Raw genomic sequence first — 17,902 nt, forward strand, 5'->3', positions numbered from 1 at the left:
GAGAAACAGGGGCCGGGTTCACCATCAGGCGGCCCACCTGGGGGTACTCAATGTCACGTTGAGTGGACTGGAGTGCAGCCTGCGGAACGACCGTCGGGCACTTCCGGGGGTCAATGTCACGTTGAGTGGACTTCGGTGGCGGGGTCGGGTCGGTAAAGAGGACCGAAGGTGTCCGCATTCGGTGGCATTGTGTGGATATGAAGGAAACCTCGGCCCGGCTGTTGCGGCTGTTGTCGCTTCTGCAGACCCGGCGCGATTGGGCGGGTGCCGAGCTGGCGGAACGGCTCGACGTGACGCCTCGCACGCTGCGGCGGGACGTCGACAAGCTGCGCGACATCGGCTACCCGGTCAATGCGACGCCGGGCGTCGGCGGCGGCTATCAGTTGGGGCCGGGTGCCGAGATGCCCCCGCTACTGCTCGACGACGACGAGGCCTTGGCGGTGGCGTTCGGTTTGCAGTCGGCGGCCGGTGGGTCGGTGGCGGGGATCGGCGAGGCGTCGTTGCGTGCGTTGACGAAGCTGCGGCAGGTGATGCCGTCGCGCATCCGGCATCGGCTCGACGCCCTCCGGATCGACGTGGTGGAGCACACCCCGCGGTCTGCGGTGGATGCGGCGGTGTTGTCGACGGTGGCTGCGGTGTGTCACGGTCACGAGCGACTGAGATTCGACTACCGCAAGCACGACGGTTCGGAGTCTCGGCGCGAGGTGGAGCCCTACAGCTTGGTTCGGGCGGGAGCGCGGTGGTATCTGCTGGGTTGGGATGTGCTGCGCCAGGATTGGCGATCGTATCGGGTGGATCGGCTCACTCCGAAGATTCCCACCGGCCCACGGTTCACGCCGCGGGAGTTACCTGCGGGCGGCGCGGCGGCCTACGTCTCGCAGGGAATCGACCGCGCGTTCACCCAGGTTCAGGCGCGCATTCGCTTGCATGCGCCGATCGAGACGATCGCCCCGATGGTCGACGAGCACTGGGGCACACTCGAATCCATCGACGACACCTCGTGTGCGGTGGTGCTCTCGGGAGACTCACTGCCGTCGATCGCCCGCTGGCTGGCGGCCTTCGACACCGACTTCACCGTGCTCGACCCGCCGGAACTGAAAGAGGAATGCCGCGTGGTCGCCGAGCGTCACGCGGCCCTCGAACGGCGATACCTCGCCGCGGTTCACCCTCCGGTAACCGACGCGTGAGTCAATGGGTCCATGACGACCCCACTCGGTTTCGACCCGAGCTTCCTGGCCGACATCGACGTTCCGCTGCCGAGTCGGGCAGGCCTGGTGGTTCTTCCGTACACGCATTTCTCGGTGTCCATGGATCCTGCCCGACGCCTTGCCGCGGTCACCGGTGTGAACATCGACGGCTCGAGTCTGAAAGACGTGGAGCGAGGCGATGATTGGCGTCTGGACGAGCGGCTTCCGGCAGCGCAGCAGGCGGGGAACGAGTTGTACTCGAACAACGACCTCGACCGTGGGCATCTCGTTCGCCGACGAGATCCGGTGTGGGGCGAGCTGTCGGTCGCGACGCGCGCCAATGCGGATACCTTCCACTACACGGTGTGCGCTCCGCAGACGGCCACTCTGAACCAATCGAAAACTCTGTGGCTGGGGCTCGAGGATTACGTACTGGGCCATGCCGAGCAGTACGGGCAACGACTCTCGGTGTTCAGTGGCTGCATCTTCGTCGACGACGATCCGATCTACCGAGGCATTGCCATACCACGTCGCTTCTTCAAGATTGCCGCGTGGTCCCAGGATTCGGCACCGGCGTGCACCGGATACGTGCTCGATCAGTCGCCGTCACTCGACCCGATTCTCGACAAACCGCTACGGGTCGAGACCGATCCCCCACCGCTCGGCCCGTACCGCACGTATCAGGTTCCGGTAGCAGACATCGCGTCGGCGACCGGCTTGGAGCTGGGAAGTCTCACCGAGGCCGACCGGTACGCACCTGTCGCAGCGGCACGCGCCGAGGCGTCGAAGTGGACCGAACTGACGCGACTGTCGGACATTCACCTGTAAGAACGAGACGTCAGGCCTCGGTAGCCGCCAGACGAACGAACGCTGCCGCGTCGATCGTTTCCCCGCGGGCCGTGGGATCGATTCCGGCCTCGCGAAGTCTGCGCTCCGCGGCGACGGGTGAACCGGCCCACCCCGCGAGGGCTGCTCGTAAAGTCTTGCGGCGCTGGGCGAATGCGGCGTCGATGACGGCGAATACCGACTTCCGGTGTGCAGTGTCGGTCGGCCACGGCGGCTCGGCGTATCGATCGATGCGCACCAGCCCCGATTCCACTTTGGGAACCGGCCAGAACACCGAACGGCCTACTGCCCCGGCCCGTTTGACGTCACCGAAGAATCGGGCCTTGACGCTGGGAATGCCGTAGATCTTGCTTCCCGGTACCGCGGCGAGGCGATCGGCAACCTCGGCCTGGACCATCACCACGGCCACCCGCAGGCTGGGTAGCTCCGAAAACAGGTGAATGAGCACAGGCACCGCGACGTTGTACGGCAGGTTCGCCACCAATGCCGTCGGGTGTCCGGGAATGTCCTCGGCCCGTACGCGCAACGCGTCGGCTTCGATGACCGTCAACCGTTCGGCGAGGGTGGGGGCGCGGTCGGCCACCGTGATGGGCAGCCGGGTCGCGAGCTTGGGGTCGATCTCGACCGCGACAACGGCGTCGGCCACATCGAGCAGAGCGAGAGTCAACGATCCGAGGCCGGGACCGACTTCGAGGACGGTGTCCTGAGGTCCGACACCGGCGGAGGCGACGATGCGTCGCACGGTGTTGGCGTCGTGCACGAAGTTCTGGCCGAGTTGTTTGGTGGGACGCACGTCGAGCTCGGCAGCGAGAGAGCGGACTTCGGCAGGACCGAGCAGAGCCGCAGCTCCCCTCACATGTTCGGACACGGTGCGAACTCTACGGGCGGGCAGGTGATCAGCGGTAACCCAGACGCGAGGTGCATGCCGGCCATGCGCCCCAGCCCTGCGACTTCTGCGTCACCGATGCGATGGCGATCTGTTCTTCGCGGGTGGCGAGGTCGGCGCGCGGTGCGTATTTCAGGCCGCCCTGGCGTTCCCAGGTGTTCTGGTCGAACTGCACGCCGCCGTAGAAACCGTTACCGGTGTTGATGGCCCAGTTGCCGGTTGCCTCGCATTGAGCAAGCGCGTCCCAGATCGCACCGTTCTCCACGGGTGGGACCTCGGTGCCGGGCTTGGCTCCGACTCGAACGGTCTTCGGCTGCGCCGGCACCTTGACGACTTCGTCGATCTTCTCGCGTCCGGCCTCGACCCCGTTGACCATGTTGATCTTCCAGGTGATGTCGGAGACGCCGGGAGCGCCGGGGTTCTCGACGACGGTCTTGCTCATGTTCATCGTCGGATCCTCGATGCGCTGTTCCGGGGCATCGGTGTCGGTGGTCTCGGTCTTGGTGACGGTCCGGTCGCGCGTGACGACGATCTCGGCACCGTCGGTGACGGCGGCATCCGGATCCGGCGACACGGTGTCGGCCTCTTCCAACGGCTTGCCCGCTGCTTCGAGGAATTCGCGCACGGTCGGAGCGGCGAGCGTCACCGGCGTTGCCGGACTGCCTCCGTCGACCAGCGAGACCTGCTTGGGCAGGGCCACGTCCAGTTCGGTGCCGTCGAGGGGCAACCGCTCGGAGCGAGACGCCGACACGTGGACGTCCTCGGCGAGGCCCGTCTGCTGCAGAGCTTCCTCGACGGTCAACGCGGTGGTCCAGATCTCCTCCGGCTTGCCGTCGACGTTCAGGGTGATCTCGCGGGCGCGGCGCAGCACGACGGTGTCGCCGTCGCTCAGCCCGGAGTCGGGCGCGGGAACGACCAGATCCTTGTCCGACGGCGTGTAGCCGGCATCGACGAGAGCGCTGTTGACGTCGGTCTTCATCGTGCTCAGCGAAATCATGTCGCCGTCGACGTCGATGGTCACGGTTTTGTGACGGCTCACCGCCATCACGCCCCCGGCGACCAGCGTCATCAACAGGGCCGCGATGACCAGGTAGAGCGTGGTCGAACGAGCGGAGTTGAGGCGTCTGATAGTCGACAAGTTTCGTATTCCTGGCGGTTGCAAGCGTGACTTCGGGGTCGAAACGCCCGAGTTCGGTCACGGTACGGTAACGAATTAGTACCTCCGCCGCAACCCAAGGAGCTACAGCCCGTACACCCGCTCGGCATTCGCCGTGGCATGCGCCGACAGTTCGGCCGGGTCCTGGCCACGAACCTCGGCCAGCGCCCGGGCGGTGTACGGCAGGCAGTACGGCTCGTTGGGTGCACCGCGAAACGGATGCGGAGTGAGAAACGGAGCATCCGTTTCCACCAGCACCAGCTCGTCGGGCACCAGCACTGCGGCCTCACGCAGCGCATGCGCGTTCTTGAAACTGACCGTCCCCGAGAAGCTGAGAACGTAACCGGCGTCGACGCAGGCCTTGGCGGTCTCGGGCCCGCCGGAGAAGCAGTGGAAGATCACCGTCTCCGGAGCGCCCTCGGCGACCAGGACCGCGAGCAGATCCTCGTCGGCCTCGCGGTTGTGGATCATCAGCGGCTTCCCGAGGCGCTTGGCGAGATCGATGTGCCAGCGAAATCCCTCGTGCTGCTCCGGGACCGTCGCACAGTCGTCGAGCTTGCCGGGCCAGTAGTAGTCCAGACCCGTTTCGCCGATGGCGACGACGCGGGGATCGGCCGCGAGTCGTTCGATCTCGGCCTTCGCTGCGTCGTCGAGCACATTCGCGCGGGTGGGATGGATCGCGACCGCCGCCCACACCCGTGGATCCCAGGATGCAGCGTCGACGGCGAAGCGCGCGGCGTCGAGGTCGTCGGCGATCGTGACCACCCGGGTGACCCCCACCGACTCGGCGCGATCGACGATCGCGGCCACGCTCGCGGCATCGGTCGCTCCGCAGGCATCGAGGTGGGTGTGGGCGTCGACGAGGGTGCCGACGGCATCGGGCAGCGGTGGCGCGGGACGTTCTCTACTCACGCTGGATAGAGTAGGCGCACCATGACTGCGCCAGCTGATGCCTCACGGCCACCCTTCTACGTCACCACGGCAATCGCGTACCCCAACGGAGCACCCCACATCGGGCACGCGTACGAATACATCGCCACCGACACGATCGCGCGCTTCAAGCGCCTCGATGGCTACGACGTGCGCTTTCTGACGGGAACCGACGAGCACGGCCTCAAGATGCAGCAGACCGCGCAGAACGAGGGCATCGACGTCCGCGAGCTCGCGGCGCGCAATTCCGACGCCTTCCAGGCGGCGCACGATCTGCTGCAGAGCTCCTACGGCCGCTTCATCCGCACCACCGATGCCGACCACCATGCCGCCAGCCAGGAACTGTGGCGACGGATGGAGGCGAACGGCGACATCTACCTCGACTCCTACTCCGGCTGGTACTCGGTCCGCGACGAGGCGTTCTACACCGAGGCCGAGACCACCCTGACCGAGGACGGGTCCCGCGTCGCGACCGAGTCGAACACACCCGTCGAGTGGACCGAGGAGTCGTCGTACTTCTTCCGGCTCTCGCAGTACCAGGACAAACTGCTCGAGATGTACGACGCGTCGCCCGATTTCATCGCGCCGAACACGCGCCGCAACGAGATCGTGAACTTCGTCAAGGGCGGTCTGCGCGACCTGTCGATCTCCCGGACCACATTCGACTGGGGTGTGCCGGTACCCGGCGATCCCGCGCACGTCATGTACGTGTGGGTCGACGCGTTGACCAACTACCTCACCGGTGCGGGTTTCCCCGAGACCGACTCGGAGGCGTATCGGAAGTTCTGGCCCGCCGATCTGCACGTCATCGGCAAGGACATCACGAGATTTCACACCGTCTACTGGCCTGCATTCCTGATGTCCGCAGGCATCGAGCTACCCAAGCGGGTGTTCGTGCACGGGTTCTTGAATGTCAAGGGCGAGAAGATGTCCAAGTCTCTGGGCAACGTGCTGACCCCCGACTCGTTGGTGGAGAACTACGGCCTCGACCCGGTGCGCTTCTTCTTCCTCCGCGAGGTCTCGTTCGGGCAGGACGGCAGCTACAGCCACGAGGCGATCGTCGCCCGCGTCAATGCCGACCTGTCCAACGAACTGGGCAACCTCGCGCAGCGTTCGCTGACGATGGTGGCGAAGAATCTCGAAGGACAGCTCCCGACACCGGGTGCATTCACCGCCGAGGACGAGGCGATGCTGGCCCGCGCGGACGCGCTGCTGGAGATCTGCCGACGCGAATTCGATGTGCAGGCAATCCATTCCGCGCTCGAAGCGATCTGGTCGGTACTCGGCGAGACCAACCGCTACTTCTCGCTGCAGCAGCCATGGGTGCTGCGCAAGACCGACCCCGATCGCATGGCCACGGTGCTGTACGTGACGATCGAGGTGTTGCGCATCGTGAGCATCCTGGCCCAGCCCGTCATGCCCGATTCCGCGTCGCGCATCCTCGACCTACTCGGGGCGTCGAACCGCGAATTCGCCGACATCGCAACACGTTCGGTGCCCGGCACCGCTCTCCCTGCCCCGACGCCGGTGTTCCCCAAGTACGAGGAGAAGTAAGCCCTCGTGAGTGGAACTTCGTAGCCCACTACGAGGTTCCACTCACGTGGGGCTACGCCGCCTTTTCGAGTTCCTCCAGCGTGTTCTCCAGATGCGTGAGCATCCGCTGCAGGTGCGGCACACTGCGTCGGCACCCGATGAGCCCGAAGTTCAACGAATCGCCGTTGCTGGCGACGGTGATGTTCAGCGCCTGTCCGTCGCACACGATGGACGCCGGGTAGATGCCGTCGAGTTTCGCGCCGTTCCAGTAGAGATCCTCCTTGGAACCCGGCACGTTGGAGATGATCACGTTGAACGGCGGGGGGGTGTAGTCGACGAATCCCGGCACCGGCCCGAACAACAACGGGGCCATGGTGATTGCACCGACGGCAAGCGCTTCGAGGGTGTTGAGCTCCCCCATCATCTGCTTGCCTCGGACGGTGGACTCCTTGATGCGTCCGAGGCGAAGCAGCGGATCGGATTCGTCGGTCCCCAGGTTGCACAGAATGGTCGTCACGGAGTTACCGGCGTCCTTGCTGTCACCCTCCTTGCGCAGCGAGACCGGCACCATGGCAATCAGTGGCTCCTCGGGGAGCGCGTTCTGATCGATGAGGTAGGCACGCAGCGCACCGGCGCACATCGCGAGCACCATGTCGTTCAGCGTTGCATCGAGGGCGGTACCGACCTTACGAATACGCTCGATCGACCAGCTCTCCGCCGCGAAGCGTCGAGCGCCACCGATGGGCACGTTGAACATCGTCCGCGGCGCCTGCAGCGGTAGTTGTGCGCCCTGTTTCTTCAACGCGCGCAATCCGATTCGCGCGGAGGCAGGCGCGAAATCCACCAGGTCGCCGGCAATCTTGCGTCCCACCGAAAGCCCGCTGCCCAGTTGCGCCAGCCGCCCAGGCTGCTCGGCGACGGCCTGATTCTTGCGCTTGCGGAACAGCGACGGGTCCCAGGTGGCCACCCCGTTGCGGTCTTCCGGATCATCGGTGAGCGTGCGCATCGACAGCTTCAGAGCGCTGACGCCGTCGACCAGCGAGTGATGCATCTTGGTGTACAACGCAACTCGGCCGTCGGCCAGACCCTCCACGATGTGCAGTTCCCACATCGGCCGGTACCGATCGAGAGGGGAACTGTGATTGAGCGAGAGGAACTGGAACAGCTCGCGGATGCGCCCCGGCGAGGGCAGGACGGCCCGTCGGACGTGGTACTCGAAGTCGACGTCCTGGTCGAATGCCCACGCCAGGTTTCCCATGATCTGCACGGGCCGGGCAGGCCGTTTGCGGAACAACTCGTGTACCTCACCAGTGGTGAACTTGCGATGCACCTCCTGCGCGAACTCGTGCGGATCCCCCGGTGGAATGAACAGTTGCAACCCGCCCACGTGCATCGGGTGCTCCCGTGACTCGGCGATCAGAAACATCGATTCGGTGATGGGCATGAGTGCCATGAGCTGTCCTTTTTCCATTTGTTTTATGTCACGGTACGGCACCGAATGTGACTCAGAACACGACCTTACGTGCGCTCACGAAATCCCACCCGCTATTGTCCGTTACCAGGGGTTCCAAACAGAACGGGGATCCGACGCACGGCGCACACGCGCCCTGCAACAGCCAACGGGGATGGAGGCGACGGCTATGAATCCGGCGCTCACCGTAGTGAAAACGTCCGACGCGGCAGCCACTGCGCGCCGCCGCGATATCCGCGGAGCAAGCCTGCAGTCGCAGATCCTGTCCAAGTACCTGCAGTTCACCGTGCGCCCGTTCCTGACGGTGTGGGCGCAGGCACCGTCGCTGCCGTGGCCGATGGGTTTGGTCGATTACGCGGGTCTGCTCGTCCCCCAGATCAGCGGCACCACCCGCAGTCGCGTCATGCTCTCCGAATGCGAGGCCGAGTGGATCCGCGCCGAAGGCAGTGGAAACGACCGTGTCGTCCTGTACATGCACGGCGGCGCGTTCGTGTGCTGCGGACTGAGAACGCACCGGCGGATGACCTCGCGGGTCTCCAAGAGCGTCGACGGCCCGGTGCTGTCGGTGAACTACCGCATGATGCCGCGCAACCCGATCGCGCACGCCGTCGAGGACGGAGTCGACGCCTATCGCTTTCTCCTCGACTCCGGCTACCGGCCGGATCAGATCCTGATGGGTGGGGACTCGGCCGGCGGATACCTGGCTTTCATGGTCACCCTCGCATTGCGTACCGTCGGCCTTCCGGCACCTGCCGGCATCTTCACGATGTCGCCGCTGACCGACATGGATCCCACCGGCAAGCTGACTCACGAGAACGCCAAGAAGTGTTCGGTGTTTCCGTCCAACGCTGTTCCCGCACTGACCGCCCTCGCCGATCGGGTCGACGCACGGATCGTCATCGAAGGTGAACGCGGCCCTCGGGTCTCACCGGTCGACGGAGATCTCGCCGGCCTGCCGCCGGTGCTGATCCAGGTCGGATCGACCGAAATGGTCTATGCCGACGCCGAACTCATGGCGGAGCGCCTCGCCGTCGCCGGCGTCGACTGCGAACTACAGGTCTTCGAGGATCAGGTGCACGTGTTCCAGGCCGCCGATTTCGTTCCCGAAGCCCGACGCGCACTACGCGCCATCGGCGAGTTCGCCCGGAACGTCAGCCCCAGTACAGAAAGCTGAGATACCTTCTCCCCATGGCAGTCACAGTGAACAAGTCCGTCGACATCGAGGCCGACGCAGCGACAATTCTCGACGTCCTCGCCGACGTCGAAGGCATCCCCTCGTGGTCCCCCGTACACAAGAAGTGCGAGGTGGTCGACCGCTTCGACGACGGTCGACCGAACCACGTCAAGATGAAGGTCTCGATCATCGGCATCAACGACGAGCAGTTGGTCCAGTACACCTGGAGCGAGAACGAGGTGTCGTGGAGCTTGGTGGAGAGCTCACAGCAGAAGGCCCAGGAAGGCCGATACACGTTGACGCCCAAGGGCAACGGCACGCACGTCGAATTCGAGCTGACCGTCGACCCGAAGGCTCCCCTGCCCGGCTTCCTCGTCAAGAAGGGCACCAAGACCATTCTCGAGGCAGCGACCGAAGGGCTACGCCAGCACGTGGTGGGCTGAGCGTCACTGATCCTTGCGGGCGGCGAGAACGGCCTCGTACACCTCGCGCTTGGACACGCCTGCGACGGCCACCTGAGCGCAGGCGTCCTTCAACCGCATGCCCGACGCCACGAGCGATTCCACCTCGGCCACGAGATCCTCGGGTTCCTCGGCGACGGCGACCGCTCCTTCGAGTACAACGGTGATCTCACCGCGCACTCCGTCACGTGCCCAGTCGAGCAGCTCCCCCAGTCCGCCGCGGCGTACCTCCTCGTAGGTCTTGGTGAGCTCTCGGCACACCGCAGCGCGGCGGTCGGGGCCGAGAACGTGCACCGCGTCCTCGAGACATGCGACGAGCCGATGCGGGGCCTCGAAGAAGACGATGGCACGCGGTTCGGCGAGCACCGACTGGAAATACGTGCGCCGCTGTCCCTGCTTGCGCGGGGCGAATCCGTCGAAGCAGAAGCGCTCCACCGGCAGCCCCGACAGTGCGAGGGCGGTCGTGACGGCCGACGGTCCGGGCAGGCAGGTCACCGGCAGGTCGGCGTCGACGCAGGCCGCGACCAACCGGTAGCCCGGATCGCTCACCGACGGCATGCCCGCGTCGGTCACCAGCAGTACGGTCTTTCCCTCGGCGACGGCCTCGACCAGTGCGGGTAGCCGCGCCGTTTCGACCTGGTCGTAGAAACTGACGACCCTGCCCCCGATCGTCACGCCGAGGGAGGACGCCAGTTGTTTGGTGCGTCGGGTGTCTTCGGCGGCCACGACATCGGCACTACCGAGGGCATCACGCAGGCGCTGCGAGGCATCTCCGACGTCGCCCATCGGGGTGGCAGCAAGGATGAGCATGTCTCCAGTGTCTCCCATGCGGTGCAGCGGCCTGCCGCCCACTCCGGAACACCGCCTACGATCGGTACGTGACCTTGCTGACCTCTGAGCGCTCCGGCGACCGGTCGATGGTCAGTCCCGGGCCCACTGTTGCCGCGCGCGACTGGTTCCACGACACCGATGTACGACGCGGCTGGATCGTCACCCTCGTCGTCACCGCCATCTGTGCGATCACGCGTTTCACAATGCTTCGGTACCCCACCGACGCCGGAACGCCGGTGTTCGACGAGAAGCACTACGCACCGCAGGGCTATCAGGTGCTCACCGGCGGCGGGCTCGAGGACAATCCGGCCTACGGACTGGTGGTGCACCCGCCGGTCGGCAAACAGCTGATCGCCGTCGGCGAGGCGTTGTTCGGCTACAACGGTTGGGGATGGCGCTTTTCGTCCGCGGTCGCCGGAACACTGTTGGTACTGCTGGTGATTCGCATCGTCCGACGCCTCACCCACTCGACGCTCATCGGTGCGATCGCAGGGATTCTGCTCATCGTCGACGGTGTGACGTTCGTCAGCAGCCGCATCGGCATGCTGGACATCTTTCTGGCCCTGTTCGTCACCGCTGCTCTGGGTTGCCTGGTCGTCGACCGCGACGACGTGCGAAAGCGACTGTGGACGGTCCGAGCCGAGGGCCGCATGGACGTCAGCGATCTCGGCCCTCGAATGGGTGTGCGGTGGTGGCGTTTCGGGGCCGGCGTCATGCTGGGTCTCGCATGTGGCACCAAGTGGTCGGGTCTGTATTTCATCGCGTTCTTCGGCTTGCTGAGCGTGGCGTTCGACCTGGCTGCTCGTCGTTCGTACGGGGTTCGCCGACCGTGGCGCGGAACTGCGGTGCGCGACATCGGACCCGCGCTGTACGCGCTGGTGATCGTTCCGATCGCCGTGTACCTGATGACGTACTGGGCGTGGTTCACCTCCGAGACCGGTGTCGACCGACACGAGGTGGGCAACGGAATCGGATTCGGCGGACCGTTCTCCTTTGTCCCCGGTGCCCTGCGGTCGCTCTGGTACTACAGCGGCAGTGTGCTCGATTTCCATGAGGGACTGACCAATTCGGCAGGCAATCGGCACCCGTGGGAATCCAAGCCGTGGACGTGGCCGATGGGCCTACGCCCCATGCTGTACTACTTCGCCGACGGCGAGAACGTGTCGGGGTGCTCGGCGTCGTCGTGCGTGAAGGCGATCATGCTGATCGGCACGCCCGCGATGTGGTGGTTGGCCTTGCCGATGCTCGCCTGGACACTGTGGTCCGTTCTCGTACGACGAGATTGGCGCTACGCCACGGTTCTCGTCGGTTACGGTGCCGCACTGTTGCCCTGGTTCGCGACCCTCGACCGGCAGATGTACTACTTCTATGCGGTGGCGCTCGCGCCGTTCATGGTGATGGGCTTCGCACTGGTACTGGGCGACATCATCGGAAAAGCGAGCGCCTCGGCCGAAAGACGCGGCACCGGACTGCTTCTGGTGTGCCTGTACATCGCGGTGGTGATCGCCAACTTCGTGTGGCTGTGGCCGATCCTCACCGCGATGCCGATCACCCCGCAGATGTGGCAGGAACAATTGTGGTTACCGAGCTGGCGCTGAGCGCCCCACCCGGCTCGCTACCGACTACTGCAGAATTGCGGTCTTGCCCTTGGTGATTCCGTCGATGCTGATGCGACCGGCACCGAACGCCGCGAGCATCAGCGCGCCGACGCCGAGAGCGACGACGAGCTCGTAGCCGTTTTCGGTGGCGAACACCCCGTTCTCGAAGTGGACGAGGAATGCAGCTCCCAACATGTCGGCGAACAGCAGCAGACCGGCGATCGGAGTGAAGATGCCGAGAACCAATGCGCCGCCGCCGATGAGCTCGACGAACGTTGCGAAGTAGGCAGACGCCGTGGGTACCGGAATGTTCATCGCCTCGAAGCTGGCAGCAGTGCCGTCGAGGCCGAAGGTGTTGAGCTTCTGCCACCCGTGGGCGATGAAGACGACTCCCAGGCCGATACGAGCTACGAGGGCGACGGCGTCACGGACGAGTGTGGAGTTCATTGATAGGCATCCTTCTGGCGCGGCTGAATGGGCAGCACCACCCTGACAGAAGGAGGTTGAAGCGTCAACTTACCGGCCGCCTGCCCCTTTCAGAGCAGCTTCTAGAAACGTTCGCGCCTGGTCGTCGTCGAGACCGATAGATCTGACGGCCCGGACGAATTCCGTTGCGGCCCTGGCTGCGATGTCCCGTGACGGATCACCGCCGGACGCCACGAACGATCCGGACCTACCCCGCGTCTCGATGATTCCCTGCTGTTCGAGCTCCCGGTAGGTCTTCGCCACCGTGTTCGGCGCGATCTTCAGCTCTTCGGCAAGCCCACGTACCGTGGGGATCTTTGTTCCGGCGATGAGATCCCCGGACCGCACCAATCCCAGAATCTGCATCCGCAATTGCTCGAACACCGGGGTCGTGTTCGACGGATCGATGCTTACGCGCACGATCGCCTCATCGAACCGCGTCGACAGCGTCGGCGATGGACGTCGATCCGGACGTGAGCATCAGCGTTTTGCCGATGGCACTGCCGGTGTCGATCAGACGGGCGACGACCGCTGCCACGTCGGCACGGGTCACCTCGCCGGGGTCGAGTGGAGGCTCGGTGAGCGAAACCGAGTCCGTCGCATCCTCGTCGGTCAGCTTGCCGGGGCGAAGAACGGTCCAGTCCAAGCCCGCGCGGGACGAAACATCTTCTTCCGCAGCAGTTTTGGCCCGGATGTATGCTTTCCATCCCTCGTCGAGGTCGTCCGCGACCGGCTCACCGGCCCCGAAGGAACTGATCAGCACGTAGCGGCGAACGCCGGCCTTCTCGGCGGCATCGGCCAACAACACCGCACCGGCCCGGTCGACGGTGTCCTTGCGCTCGGGACCGCTGTTGGGACCTGCACCGGCCGCGAACACCACTGCGTCGGCACCGGAGAGAACGTCGGCCAACTCGTCGACGGACGCAGACTCCAGATCGATGACCTGCGGCAGCGCACCGAGGGCCGTGACGGCATCGACGTGATCGCTGTTGCGAATGAGCGACACAGCGCGGTCACCGTGCGCCGTGAGAACCTGCGTGAGATGTTGGGCGATCTGGCCGTGCCCACCTGCAATGACAATGCGCTTGTCGGTCATGCGACTACTCCCGTTCCTGACGTGATCTGTCGCGTTGGCTACCCGCGTGACAGGATTGCAAACATGACCCGGGCCGCAACCATCTATCACAACCCACGCTGCAACACCTCCCGCACCGTTCTGAAGACGATCGAGGATGCGGGCATCGTCCCCCAGGTCGTCAAGTACCTCGAGACGCCGCCGACCGAAGACGAACTCCGCACGCTGCTCGCCGACGCGGGACTCTCACCACGTCAGGCTGTTCGCACCCGCGAGAGCATCTACAAAGAACTCGAACTGGCGGAGGCCGACGACGAGACCTTGATCGCGGCGATGGCGGCGCACCCCATACTGATCGAACGCCCGATCGTGGTCACCGACAAGGGAACCGTGTTGGCTCGCCCCGCCGACAAGGTCCTCGCCGTCCTGTAGAAACGCCTGTCGGTCAAAGCCTTTCGCGAGACACCGGGCACGACATACACCGGGGGCCACCCCGGCCCGAGCCCAACTCGGACCCGGAGATTCGCAACACCTCGATGCCCGACGCCTCGAGCCGCGCATTGGTCTCGACGTTGCGCTCGTAGGCAACGACCACCCCCGGGGAGATCGCGAGGGTGTTGTTGCCGTCGTCCCATTGCTCGCGTTCGGCGGTCACATGATCGAGTCCGGTGTCGATCAACCGGAGTTTGCCGATTCCCATCGCATCGGCAGCGGCTTCGAGGAACGGGTCGGCGCCGCGAATACTGACGCCGGCATCCTCGCGGTGAATCGTGAACGCGGACAACGTGTCCTGAATAGCCGGATACATCACGACCGCGTCGGTGTCGACCATGGTGCAGACGGTGTCCAGATGCATGGACGCGCGCTCCTGCGCGATCGGCACCACCAACACGCTGTGCGCCAGATCGTCCTCGAAGAGACTGCGTGCCAACGCTTCTGCGCCCGCAGGGGTGGTGCGCTCCCCCACACCCACCGCGACCACTCCAGGAGCGAGCAGCAACACGTCACCGCCTTCGACCGGAGCGGTACGGGATTCGTACGCACGTCGCACGCCTTTGAACATGGGATGGAATGCGTAGATCAAGTCGGTCAGCGACGTTTCCCGTACTCGCGCAGGCAAGGCGAGGGAGGTGATCGCCACTCGGTTGTCGATCCAGAACGACGAGTCACGGGTGAACAGCAGATTGGGCAGCGGATCGATGACGAAGTCGCCCCCGTGATGCATGCGGCGAACCAGCGAGGCACCACTGGGCTCGGCCTCACCGGACTCGGCTTCGAGCAACTCGTCGAACGTCATGCCCGCCATCAGGATCTGAGCCAGTTCGGCTGCCGGGATACCGCGCAGGTACTGGGCGAGATCCTCGGCGAGAGCCCGTCCGAGCCGCCGAGCGTCGACGGCAGCCGAGATGCCCTGCATCCGAGCGGCACCGCTGACCGTCATCGCTTCGGTGAGGAGTTCGCCCAGCAGCAGCACCGTCACGCCGCGGCTGCGCAGCAGCTCCGCGAACGCATCGTGCTCGTCCTGTGCCCGGTCCACCCACGGCAATCCGTCGAACAGCAGTTGGTCGTTGTTTCTCGGAGTCAGGCGCCGCAGCTCGTCGCCCGGGCGGTGCAGCATCACAGTGCGGAGCACACCTACCTCGGAATTGGCTCCCAACGGGCCCGCAGCGGAGTCGACGCTCATGAACGAACGGTAAACCCATTCGTCGTTCAGCGCTGGCATCCGGACCTGAAGTAATGTCGAGGTCGTGCCGATGCCCGAGTGGAACGTCCGTGAACTGACTCCAGGCCAGCTGTCGGAGCGCAGCGGCGTCGCCGTGTCCGCGTTGCATTTCTACGAGAAGCAGGGCTTGATCAGCAGTCGACGAACATCGGGCAACCAGCGCAGGTTTCACCGCGAGACTTTGCGCAGAGTGGCGTTCATTCGTATCTCGCAGAAGGTGGGAATCCCTCTCGCGACCATCCGTCAGGCGTTGAGCGAACTTCCGGACGAGCGAACGCCCACCCGCGAGGACTGGGCCAGGCTGTCGACGCGGTGGCATCGCGAACTGGACTCGCGTATCGAGCAGTTGGTTCGCTTACGGGACGATCTGACCGGGTGCATCGGCTGTGGTTGTCTGTCGTTGGCCGGCTGCGCTCTGGCCAACCCGCACGACCGGCTCTCCTACTCCGGCCCCGGTGCCCGCACACTGGACGTCGACTTCGACGCCCCGTCGGTGCGACGCGGCTCGAGCAGTTTGGAGAACTGATCGTTCGCTCGTTGCAGCACGAACTCGTACGGTGGCGCGAACTTTCGCGAGATCCAGTAACCGAAGCGAATGTCGTTGGAGGAGTACACGAGGTACTTGCGTTTGGCGATACCGGCGAGAATCGCATCGGCCACGACCGACGGTTCGACAGCACGCTTCTCGAACCGGTGCTGCAGCTTCTGCACCCGAGGATCGTCTCGATCGATACCGGCGATCTGCAGCGTCTGCACCAGGCCGGTCTTGACCCCACCGGGCACGACGAGGCTGACGCCGATTCCGTGACGTTTGAGGTCGTATCGAAGAACTTCGGACACGCCACGAAGGCCGTACTTGCTGGCGCTGTACGCAGCGTGCCAGGGCAGAGGAATCAATCCCGCCGCGGACGAGACGTTGACCAGATGCCCACCGCGGCCCGCCTCGATCATCGGCGGGAGGAATTTCTCGATGACATGGATGGGACCCATGAGATTGACATCGACCATGGACTTCCAATGCCGATGCTCCAGATTCTCGACGGTGCCCCACGCCGAGATGCCCGCGACGTTCATCACGACGTCGAGGCTGCCGAACTCGGCGTGAATATCGTCCGCGAAGGCGGTGACCGCTTCGAAATCGGAGACGTCGAAGGGCAAGGAGTGACTGACCGTGCCGCCCGCTCGACCGACCAGGTCCACGGTCTCGGCAAGCCCGGAGGCGTTGATGTCGGTAAGGAACAGTTCAGCTCCCACCGCTGCAGCCGCGATGGCCGTCGCCCGGCCGATTCCGCTGCCCGCTCCCGTGATCAACGTCTTCTTGCCGCGCAGATCGTATGTAGCCATCGAAGCTTGTTCCCCCACCGGTTGCCACGTGTCAGGTCGATTCCGACCCTACGCGGTGACGACCGACAGGGCCGTCACAATCTCTGCGACATCTCGTCTCGGTAATCGGCGACGGTGTTCTCGATACGCGTCGCCTCGTCGTCGGCACCTCGTTTCCGCGCATCGTCCGCGCGGTGCTGCAGAGTGCCGATCGCTTTCCGGAGCTCGTTGTCCGACATTCTGTGTTCCATGTCACACAGTGTGCGCCTCACGTCGGCGTGCAGCAAGCACCCGGGCGACGAGAACGTCAGACGGTGACCGAGCTCGAATCGATGTTCTCGCGCACGAAGCTCGAGAGGCTGCGAGCTGCGAATTCGCGGAAGTAGGCCAGCTTGTCGGCAGGCACCAACGACGGCAGCACGGTGTTCCACACCTTCTCCATACGAGACGGCGCATCCTCCAGACGCGACTGCGCCTCGGACACCATCAGAACCCCGGCCAGCATTTCGCACACCAGCAGTGCCGCGTTGCCTGCGTCCAGGTGGTCGGCGACGTCGCCGTGCTCGATGGCCCGCTCGAAAAGATGCTCGAAGATGTTGCCCCAGGTGCCGAACACGCTTCCGCGAGCGGTGTCGGACCCGTCGATCTCCATCTGCAACCGGTACATCACACGAACGAGCGGATCCGACGCTGCCAGTTCGAGAACCGAGTACGAGATTCCGATGACGGACTCGAGGGCTGGGCTGCGGCTGTCCACCAGCCCCGCGCAGGCCGTGGACACGCGCTCGTGACCTTCGTCGACGATGGCGCGAGCGAGTTCTTCCTTGGACGCGAAATGGAAGTACAGCGCGCCCTTGGTCACGCCGGACTGCGCCGACACCTGACTCAGCGTGGCATTGGCATGCCCGACGTCGAGGAAGAGATCTGCTGCAGCGCGCAGCGCCGCCGCGCGAGTGGCTTCGGCCCTGAGTTGTCTCACCATGTTGCTACACCCCTGCTCAGTCGATCGTGCGATGACATCGACACCTTGTGGTCCGCGCTGGCTCCCGGGTGCTGAACCCACGAACTCGAATTCACGTTCCCTATACGGGCTTGTCAGCGCTTGCCAATAGTAACCGGTTCATCGGCGATTTTGTGATTCGAAAGTGACAAATACATGAAGAAGACCTCGTTTACAAAACGATCGAAACGAAAAGTTCCACTTCTCCAGCATTCGTAACGACTTCTACTTCCTCGGCGTAAG

20 protein-coding genes are annotated in these 17,902 nt (G+C 64.7%); 8 read left to right on the forward strand and 12 right to left on the reverse strand.

Going from position 1 to position 17,902, the window contains the following annotated elements; genetic code table 11:
- Positions 1-197 precede the first annotated feature (197 nt).
- On the forward strand, positions 198-1,187 hold the full coding sequence (locus CH262_RS00210) for a helix-turn-helix transcriptional regulator (RefSeq protein ID WP_094716636.1): 990 nt from the start codon (positions 198-200) through the stop codon (positions 1,185-1,187).
- A gap of 12 nt (positions 1,188-1,199) precedes the next feature.
- Positions 1,200-2,015, forward strand: a complete 816-nt coding sequence (locus CH262_RS00215) for a DNA/RNA non-specific endonuclease (protein WP_094716637.1) — start codon at positions 1,200-1,202, stop codon at positions 2,013-2,015.
- Between the two features lie 10 nt (positions 2,016-2,025).
- On the opposite strand, the gene rsmA is transcribed toward CH262_RS00215, so the two are convergent.
- From rsmA to CH262_RS00230, 3 genes are all read right to left on the reverse strand, one after another.
- Positions 2,026-2,901, reverse strand: coding sequence for a 16S rRNA (adenine(1518)-N(6)/adenine(1519)-N(6))-dimethyltransferase RsmA (gene rsmA, locus CH262_RS00220; RefSeq protein WP_032364124.1), 876 nt, complete (start codon positions 2,899-2,901; stop codon positions 2,026-2,028).
- 28 nt (positions 2,902-2,929) lie between these two features.
- A complete protein-coding gene (locus CH262_RS00225; protein ID WP_027496073.1) occupies positions 2,930-4,057 on the reverse strand; it encodes a resuscitation-promoting factor in 1,128 nt (375 codons plus the stop codon).
- Positions 4,058-4,159: 102 nt separating this feature from the next.
- Positions 4,160-4,987: a TatD family hydrolase gene (locus CH262_RS00230; RefSeq protein ID WP_094716638.1), complete on the reverse strand. Its 828-nt coding sequence runs from the start codon at positions 4,985-4,987 to the stop codon at positions 4,160-4,162.
- 21 nt (positions 4,988-5,008) lie between these two features.
- Here CH262_RS00230 and metG point away from each other — a divergent pair, with 21 nt between their 5' ends.
- Positions 5,009-6,559 carry a methionine--tRNA ligase gene (gene metG / locus CH262_RS00235; protein ID WP_094716639.1) on the forward strand — a complete coding sequence of 517 codons (1,551 nt, stop codon included), beginning with the start codon at positions 5,009-5,011 and terminating at the stop codon, positions 6,557-6,559.
- Positions 6,560-6,611: 52 nt separating this feature from the next.
- Here the strand turns inward: metG and CH262_RS00240 are convergent, their stop codons facing one another.
- Positions 6,612-7,991: a WS/DGAT/MGAT family O-acyltransferase gene (locus CH262_RS00240; protein ID WP_094716706.1), complete on the reverse strand. Its 1,380-nt coding sequence runs from the start codon at positions 7,989-7,991 to the stop codon at positions 6,612-6,614.
- Between the two features lie 187 nt (positions 7,992-8,178).
- On the opposite strand from CH262_RS00240, the gene CH262_RS00245 reads away from it, so the two are divergent.
- Together CH262_RS00245 and CH262_RS00250 are read left to right on the forward strand one after the other, a co-directional pair.
- Entirely contained in the window at positions 8,179-9,183 is a 1,005-nt protein-coding gene (locus CH262_RS00245; RefSeq protein WP_094716640.1) for an alpha/beta hydrolase, read from the forward strand.
- A 14-nt stretch (positions 9,184-9,197) separates the two neighbouring features.
- Positions 9,198-9,626 carry an SRPBCC family protein gene (locus CH262_RS00250; protein WP_032373033.1) on the forward strand — a complete coding sequence of 143 codons (429 nt, stop codon included), beginning with the start codon at positions 9,198-9,200 and terminating at the stop codon, positions 9,624-9,626.
- A 3-nt stretch (positions 9,627-9,629) separates the two neighbouring features.
- On the opposite strand, the gene rsmI is transcribed toward CH262_RS00250, so the two are convergent.
- Entirely contained in the window at positions 9,630-10,454 is an 825-nt protein-coding gene (rsmI, locus tag CH262_RS00255; protein WP_027496067.1) for a 16S rRNA (cytidine(1402)-2'-O)-methyltransferase, read from the reverse strand.
- Between the two features lie 107 nt (positions 10,455-10,561).
- Between rsmI and CH262_RS00260 the strand changes: the two genes are divergently transcribed.
- Positions 10,562-12,073: a dolichyl-phosphate-mannose--protein mannosyltransferase gene (locus CH262_RS00260; protein WP_032371542.1), complete on the forward strand. Its 1,512-nt coding sequence runs from the start codon at positions 10,562-10,564 to the stop codon at positions 12,071-12,073.
- A gap of 24 nt (positions 12,074-12,097) precedes the next feature.
- Here the strand turns inward: CH262_RS00260 and CH262_RS00265 are convergent, their stop codons facing one another.
- From CH262_RS00265 to CH262_RS00275, 3 genes are all read right to left on the reverse strand, one after another.
- Positions 12,098-12,520, reverse strand: a complete 423-nt coding sequence (locus CH262_RS00265) for a DoxX family protein (RefSeq protein ID WP_027496065.1) — start codon at positions 12,518-12,520, stop codon at positions 12,098-12,100.
- A 69-nt stretch (positions 12,521-12,589) separates the two neighbouring features.
- A complete protein-coding gene (locus CH262_RS00270) occupies positions 12,590-12,958 on the reverse strand; it encodes a GntR family transcriptional regulator (protein ID WP_027496064.1) in 369 nt (122 codons plus the stop codon).
- A gap of 7 nt (positions 12,959-12,965) precedes the next feature.
- Entirely contained in the window at positions 12,966-13,634 is a 669-nt protein-coding gene (locus CH262_RS00275) for an SDR family oxidoreductase (protein ID WP_027496063.1), read from the reverse strand.
- 63 nt (positions 13,635-13,697) lie between these two features.
- On the opposite strand from CH262_RS00275, the gene arsC reads away from it, so the two are divergent.
- Entirely contained in the window at positions 13,698-14,045 is a 348-nt protein-coding gene (arsC, locus tag CH262_RS00280) for an arsenate reductase (glutaredoxin) (RefSeq protein ID WP_027496062.1), read from the forward strand.
- A gap of 13 nt (positions 14,046-14,058) precedes the next feature.
- Here the strand turns inward: arsC and CH262_RS00285 are convergent, their stop codons facing one another.
- Positions 14,059-15,297, reverse strand: a complete 1,239-nt coding sequence (locus tag CH262_RS00285) for an arginine deiminase (RefSeq protein ID WP_027496061.1) — start codon at positions 15,295-15,297, stop codon at positions 14,059-14,061.
- 64 nt (positions 15,298-15,361) lie between these two features.
- Here CH262_RS00285 and soxR point away from each other — a divergent pair, with 64 nt between their 5' ends.
- Positions 15,362-15,862: a redox-sensitive transcriptional activator SoxR gene (gene soxR, locus CH262_RS00290; RefSeq protein WP_027496060.1), complete on the forward strand. Its 501-nt coding sequence runs from the start codon at positions 15,362-15,364 to the stop codon at positions 15,860-15,862.
- Here soxR and CH262_RS00295 read toward each other — a convergent pair.
- The 3 genes from CH262_RS00295 to CH262_RS00300 form a co-directional block, all read right to left on the reverse strand.
- Positions 15,778-16,680, reverse strand: coding sequence for an SDR family oxidoreductase (locus tag CH262_RS00295; protein ID WP_032407705.1), 903 nt, complete (start codon positions 16,678-16,680; stop codon positions 15,778-15,780). The two genes, soxR and CH262_RS00295, sit on opposite strands and share 85 nt — an antisense overlap.
- 74 nt (positions 16,681-16,754) lie before the next feature.
- Positions 16,755-16,910, reverse strand: coding sequence for a hypothetical protein (locus tag CH262_RS27420; protein ID WP_167329154.1), 156 nt, complete (start codon positions 16,908-16,910; stop codon positions 16,755-16,757).
- A gap of 56 nt (positions 16,911-16,966) precedes the next feature.
- Positions 16,967-17,641: a ScbR family autoregulator-binding transcription factor gene (locus tag CH262_RS00300; protein ID WP_027496059.1), complete on the reverse strand. Its 675-nt coding sequence runs from the start codon at positions 17,639-17,641 to the stop codon at positions 16,967-16,969.
- Positions 17,642-17,902: the final 261 nt, after the last annotated feature.

This window comes from Rhodococcus sp. 05-2255-1e, assembly GCF_002259025.1.
Taxonomy (GTDB): Bacteria; Actinomycetota; Actinomycetes; order Mycobacteriales; family Mycobacteriaceae; genus Rhodococcoides; species Rhodococcoides fascians.

Excerpts from the sequence above, each read along its gene's own strand:
- CH262_RS00275 (WP_027496063.1), bottom strand. The coding sequence starts at position 13,634 with ATGACCGACAAGCGCATTGTCATTGCAGGTGGGCACGGCCAGATCGCC.
- CH262_RS00285 (WP_027496061.1), bottom strand. The coding sequence starts at position 15,297 with ATGAGCGTCGACTCCGCTGCGGGCCCGTTGGGAGCCAATTCCGAGGTA.
- CH262_RS00295 (WP_032407705.1), bottom strand. The coding sequence starts at position 16,680 with ATGGCTACATACGATCTGCGCGGCAAGAAGACGTTGATCACGGGAGCG.
- CH262_RS00240 (WP_094716706.1), bottom strand. The coding sequence starts at position 7,991 with ATGGCACTCATGCCCATCACCGAATCGATGTTTCTGATCGCCGAGTCA.
- CH262_RS00260 (WP_032371542.1), top strand. The coding sequence starts at position 10,562 with ATGGTCAGTCCCGGGCCCACTGTTGCCGCGCGCGACTGGTTCCACGAC.
- CH262_RS00210 (WP_094716636.1), top strand. The coding sequence starts at position 198 with ATGAAGGAAACCTCGGCCCGGCTGTTGCGGCTGTTGTCGCTTCTGCAG.
- CH262_RS00250 (WP_032373033.1), top strand. The coding sequence starts at position 9,198 with ATGGCAGTCACAGTGAACAAGTCCGTCGACATCGAGGCCGACGCAGCG.
- CH262_RS27420 (WP_167329154.1), bottom strand. The coding sequence starts at position 16,910 with ATGGAACACAGAATGTCGGACAACGAGCTCCGGAAAGCGATCGGCACT.
- arsC (WP_027496062.1), top strand. The coding sequence starts at position 13,698 with ATGACCCGGGCCGCAACCATCTATCACAACCCACGCTGCAACACCTCC.
- metG (WP_094716639.1), top strand. The coding sequence starts at position 5,009 with ATGACTGCGCCAGCTGATGCCTCACGGCCACCCTTCTACGTCACCACG.
- rsmI (WP_027496067.1), bottom strand. The coding sequence starts at position 10,454 with ATGCTCATCCTTGCTGCCACCCCGATGGGCGACGTCGGAGATGCCTCG.
- CH262_RS00300 (WP_027496059.1), bottom strand. The coding sequence starts at position 17,641 with ATGGTGAGACAACTCAGGGCCGAAGCCACTCGCGCGGCGGCGCTGCGC.
- CH262_RS00265 (WP_027496065.1), bottom strand. The coding sequence starts at position 12,520 with ATGAACTCCACACTCGTCCGTGACGCCGTCGCCCTCGTAGCTCGTATC.
- CH262_RS00245 (WP_094716640.1), top strand. The coding sequence starts at position 8,179 with ATGAATCCGGCGCTCACCGTAGTGAAAACGTCCGACGCGGCAGCCACT.
- CH262_RS00215 (WP_094716637.1), top strand. The coding sequence starts at position 1,200 with ATGACGACCCCACTCGGTTTCGACCCGAGCTTCCTGGCCGACATCGAC.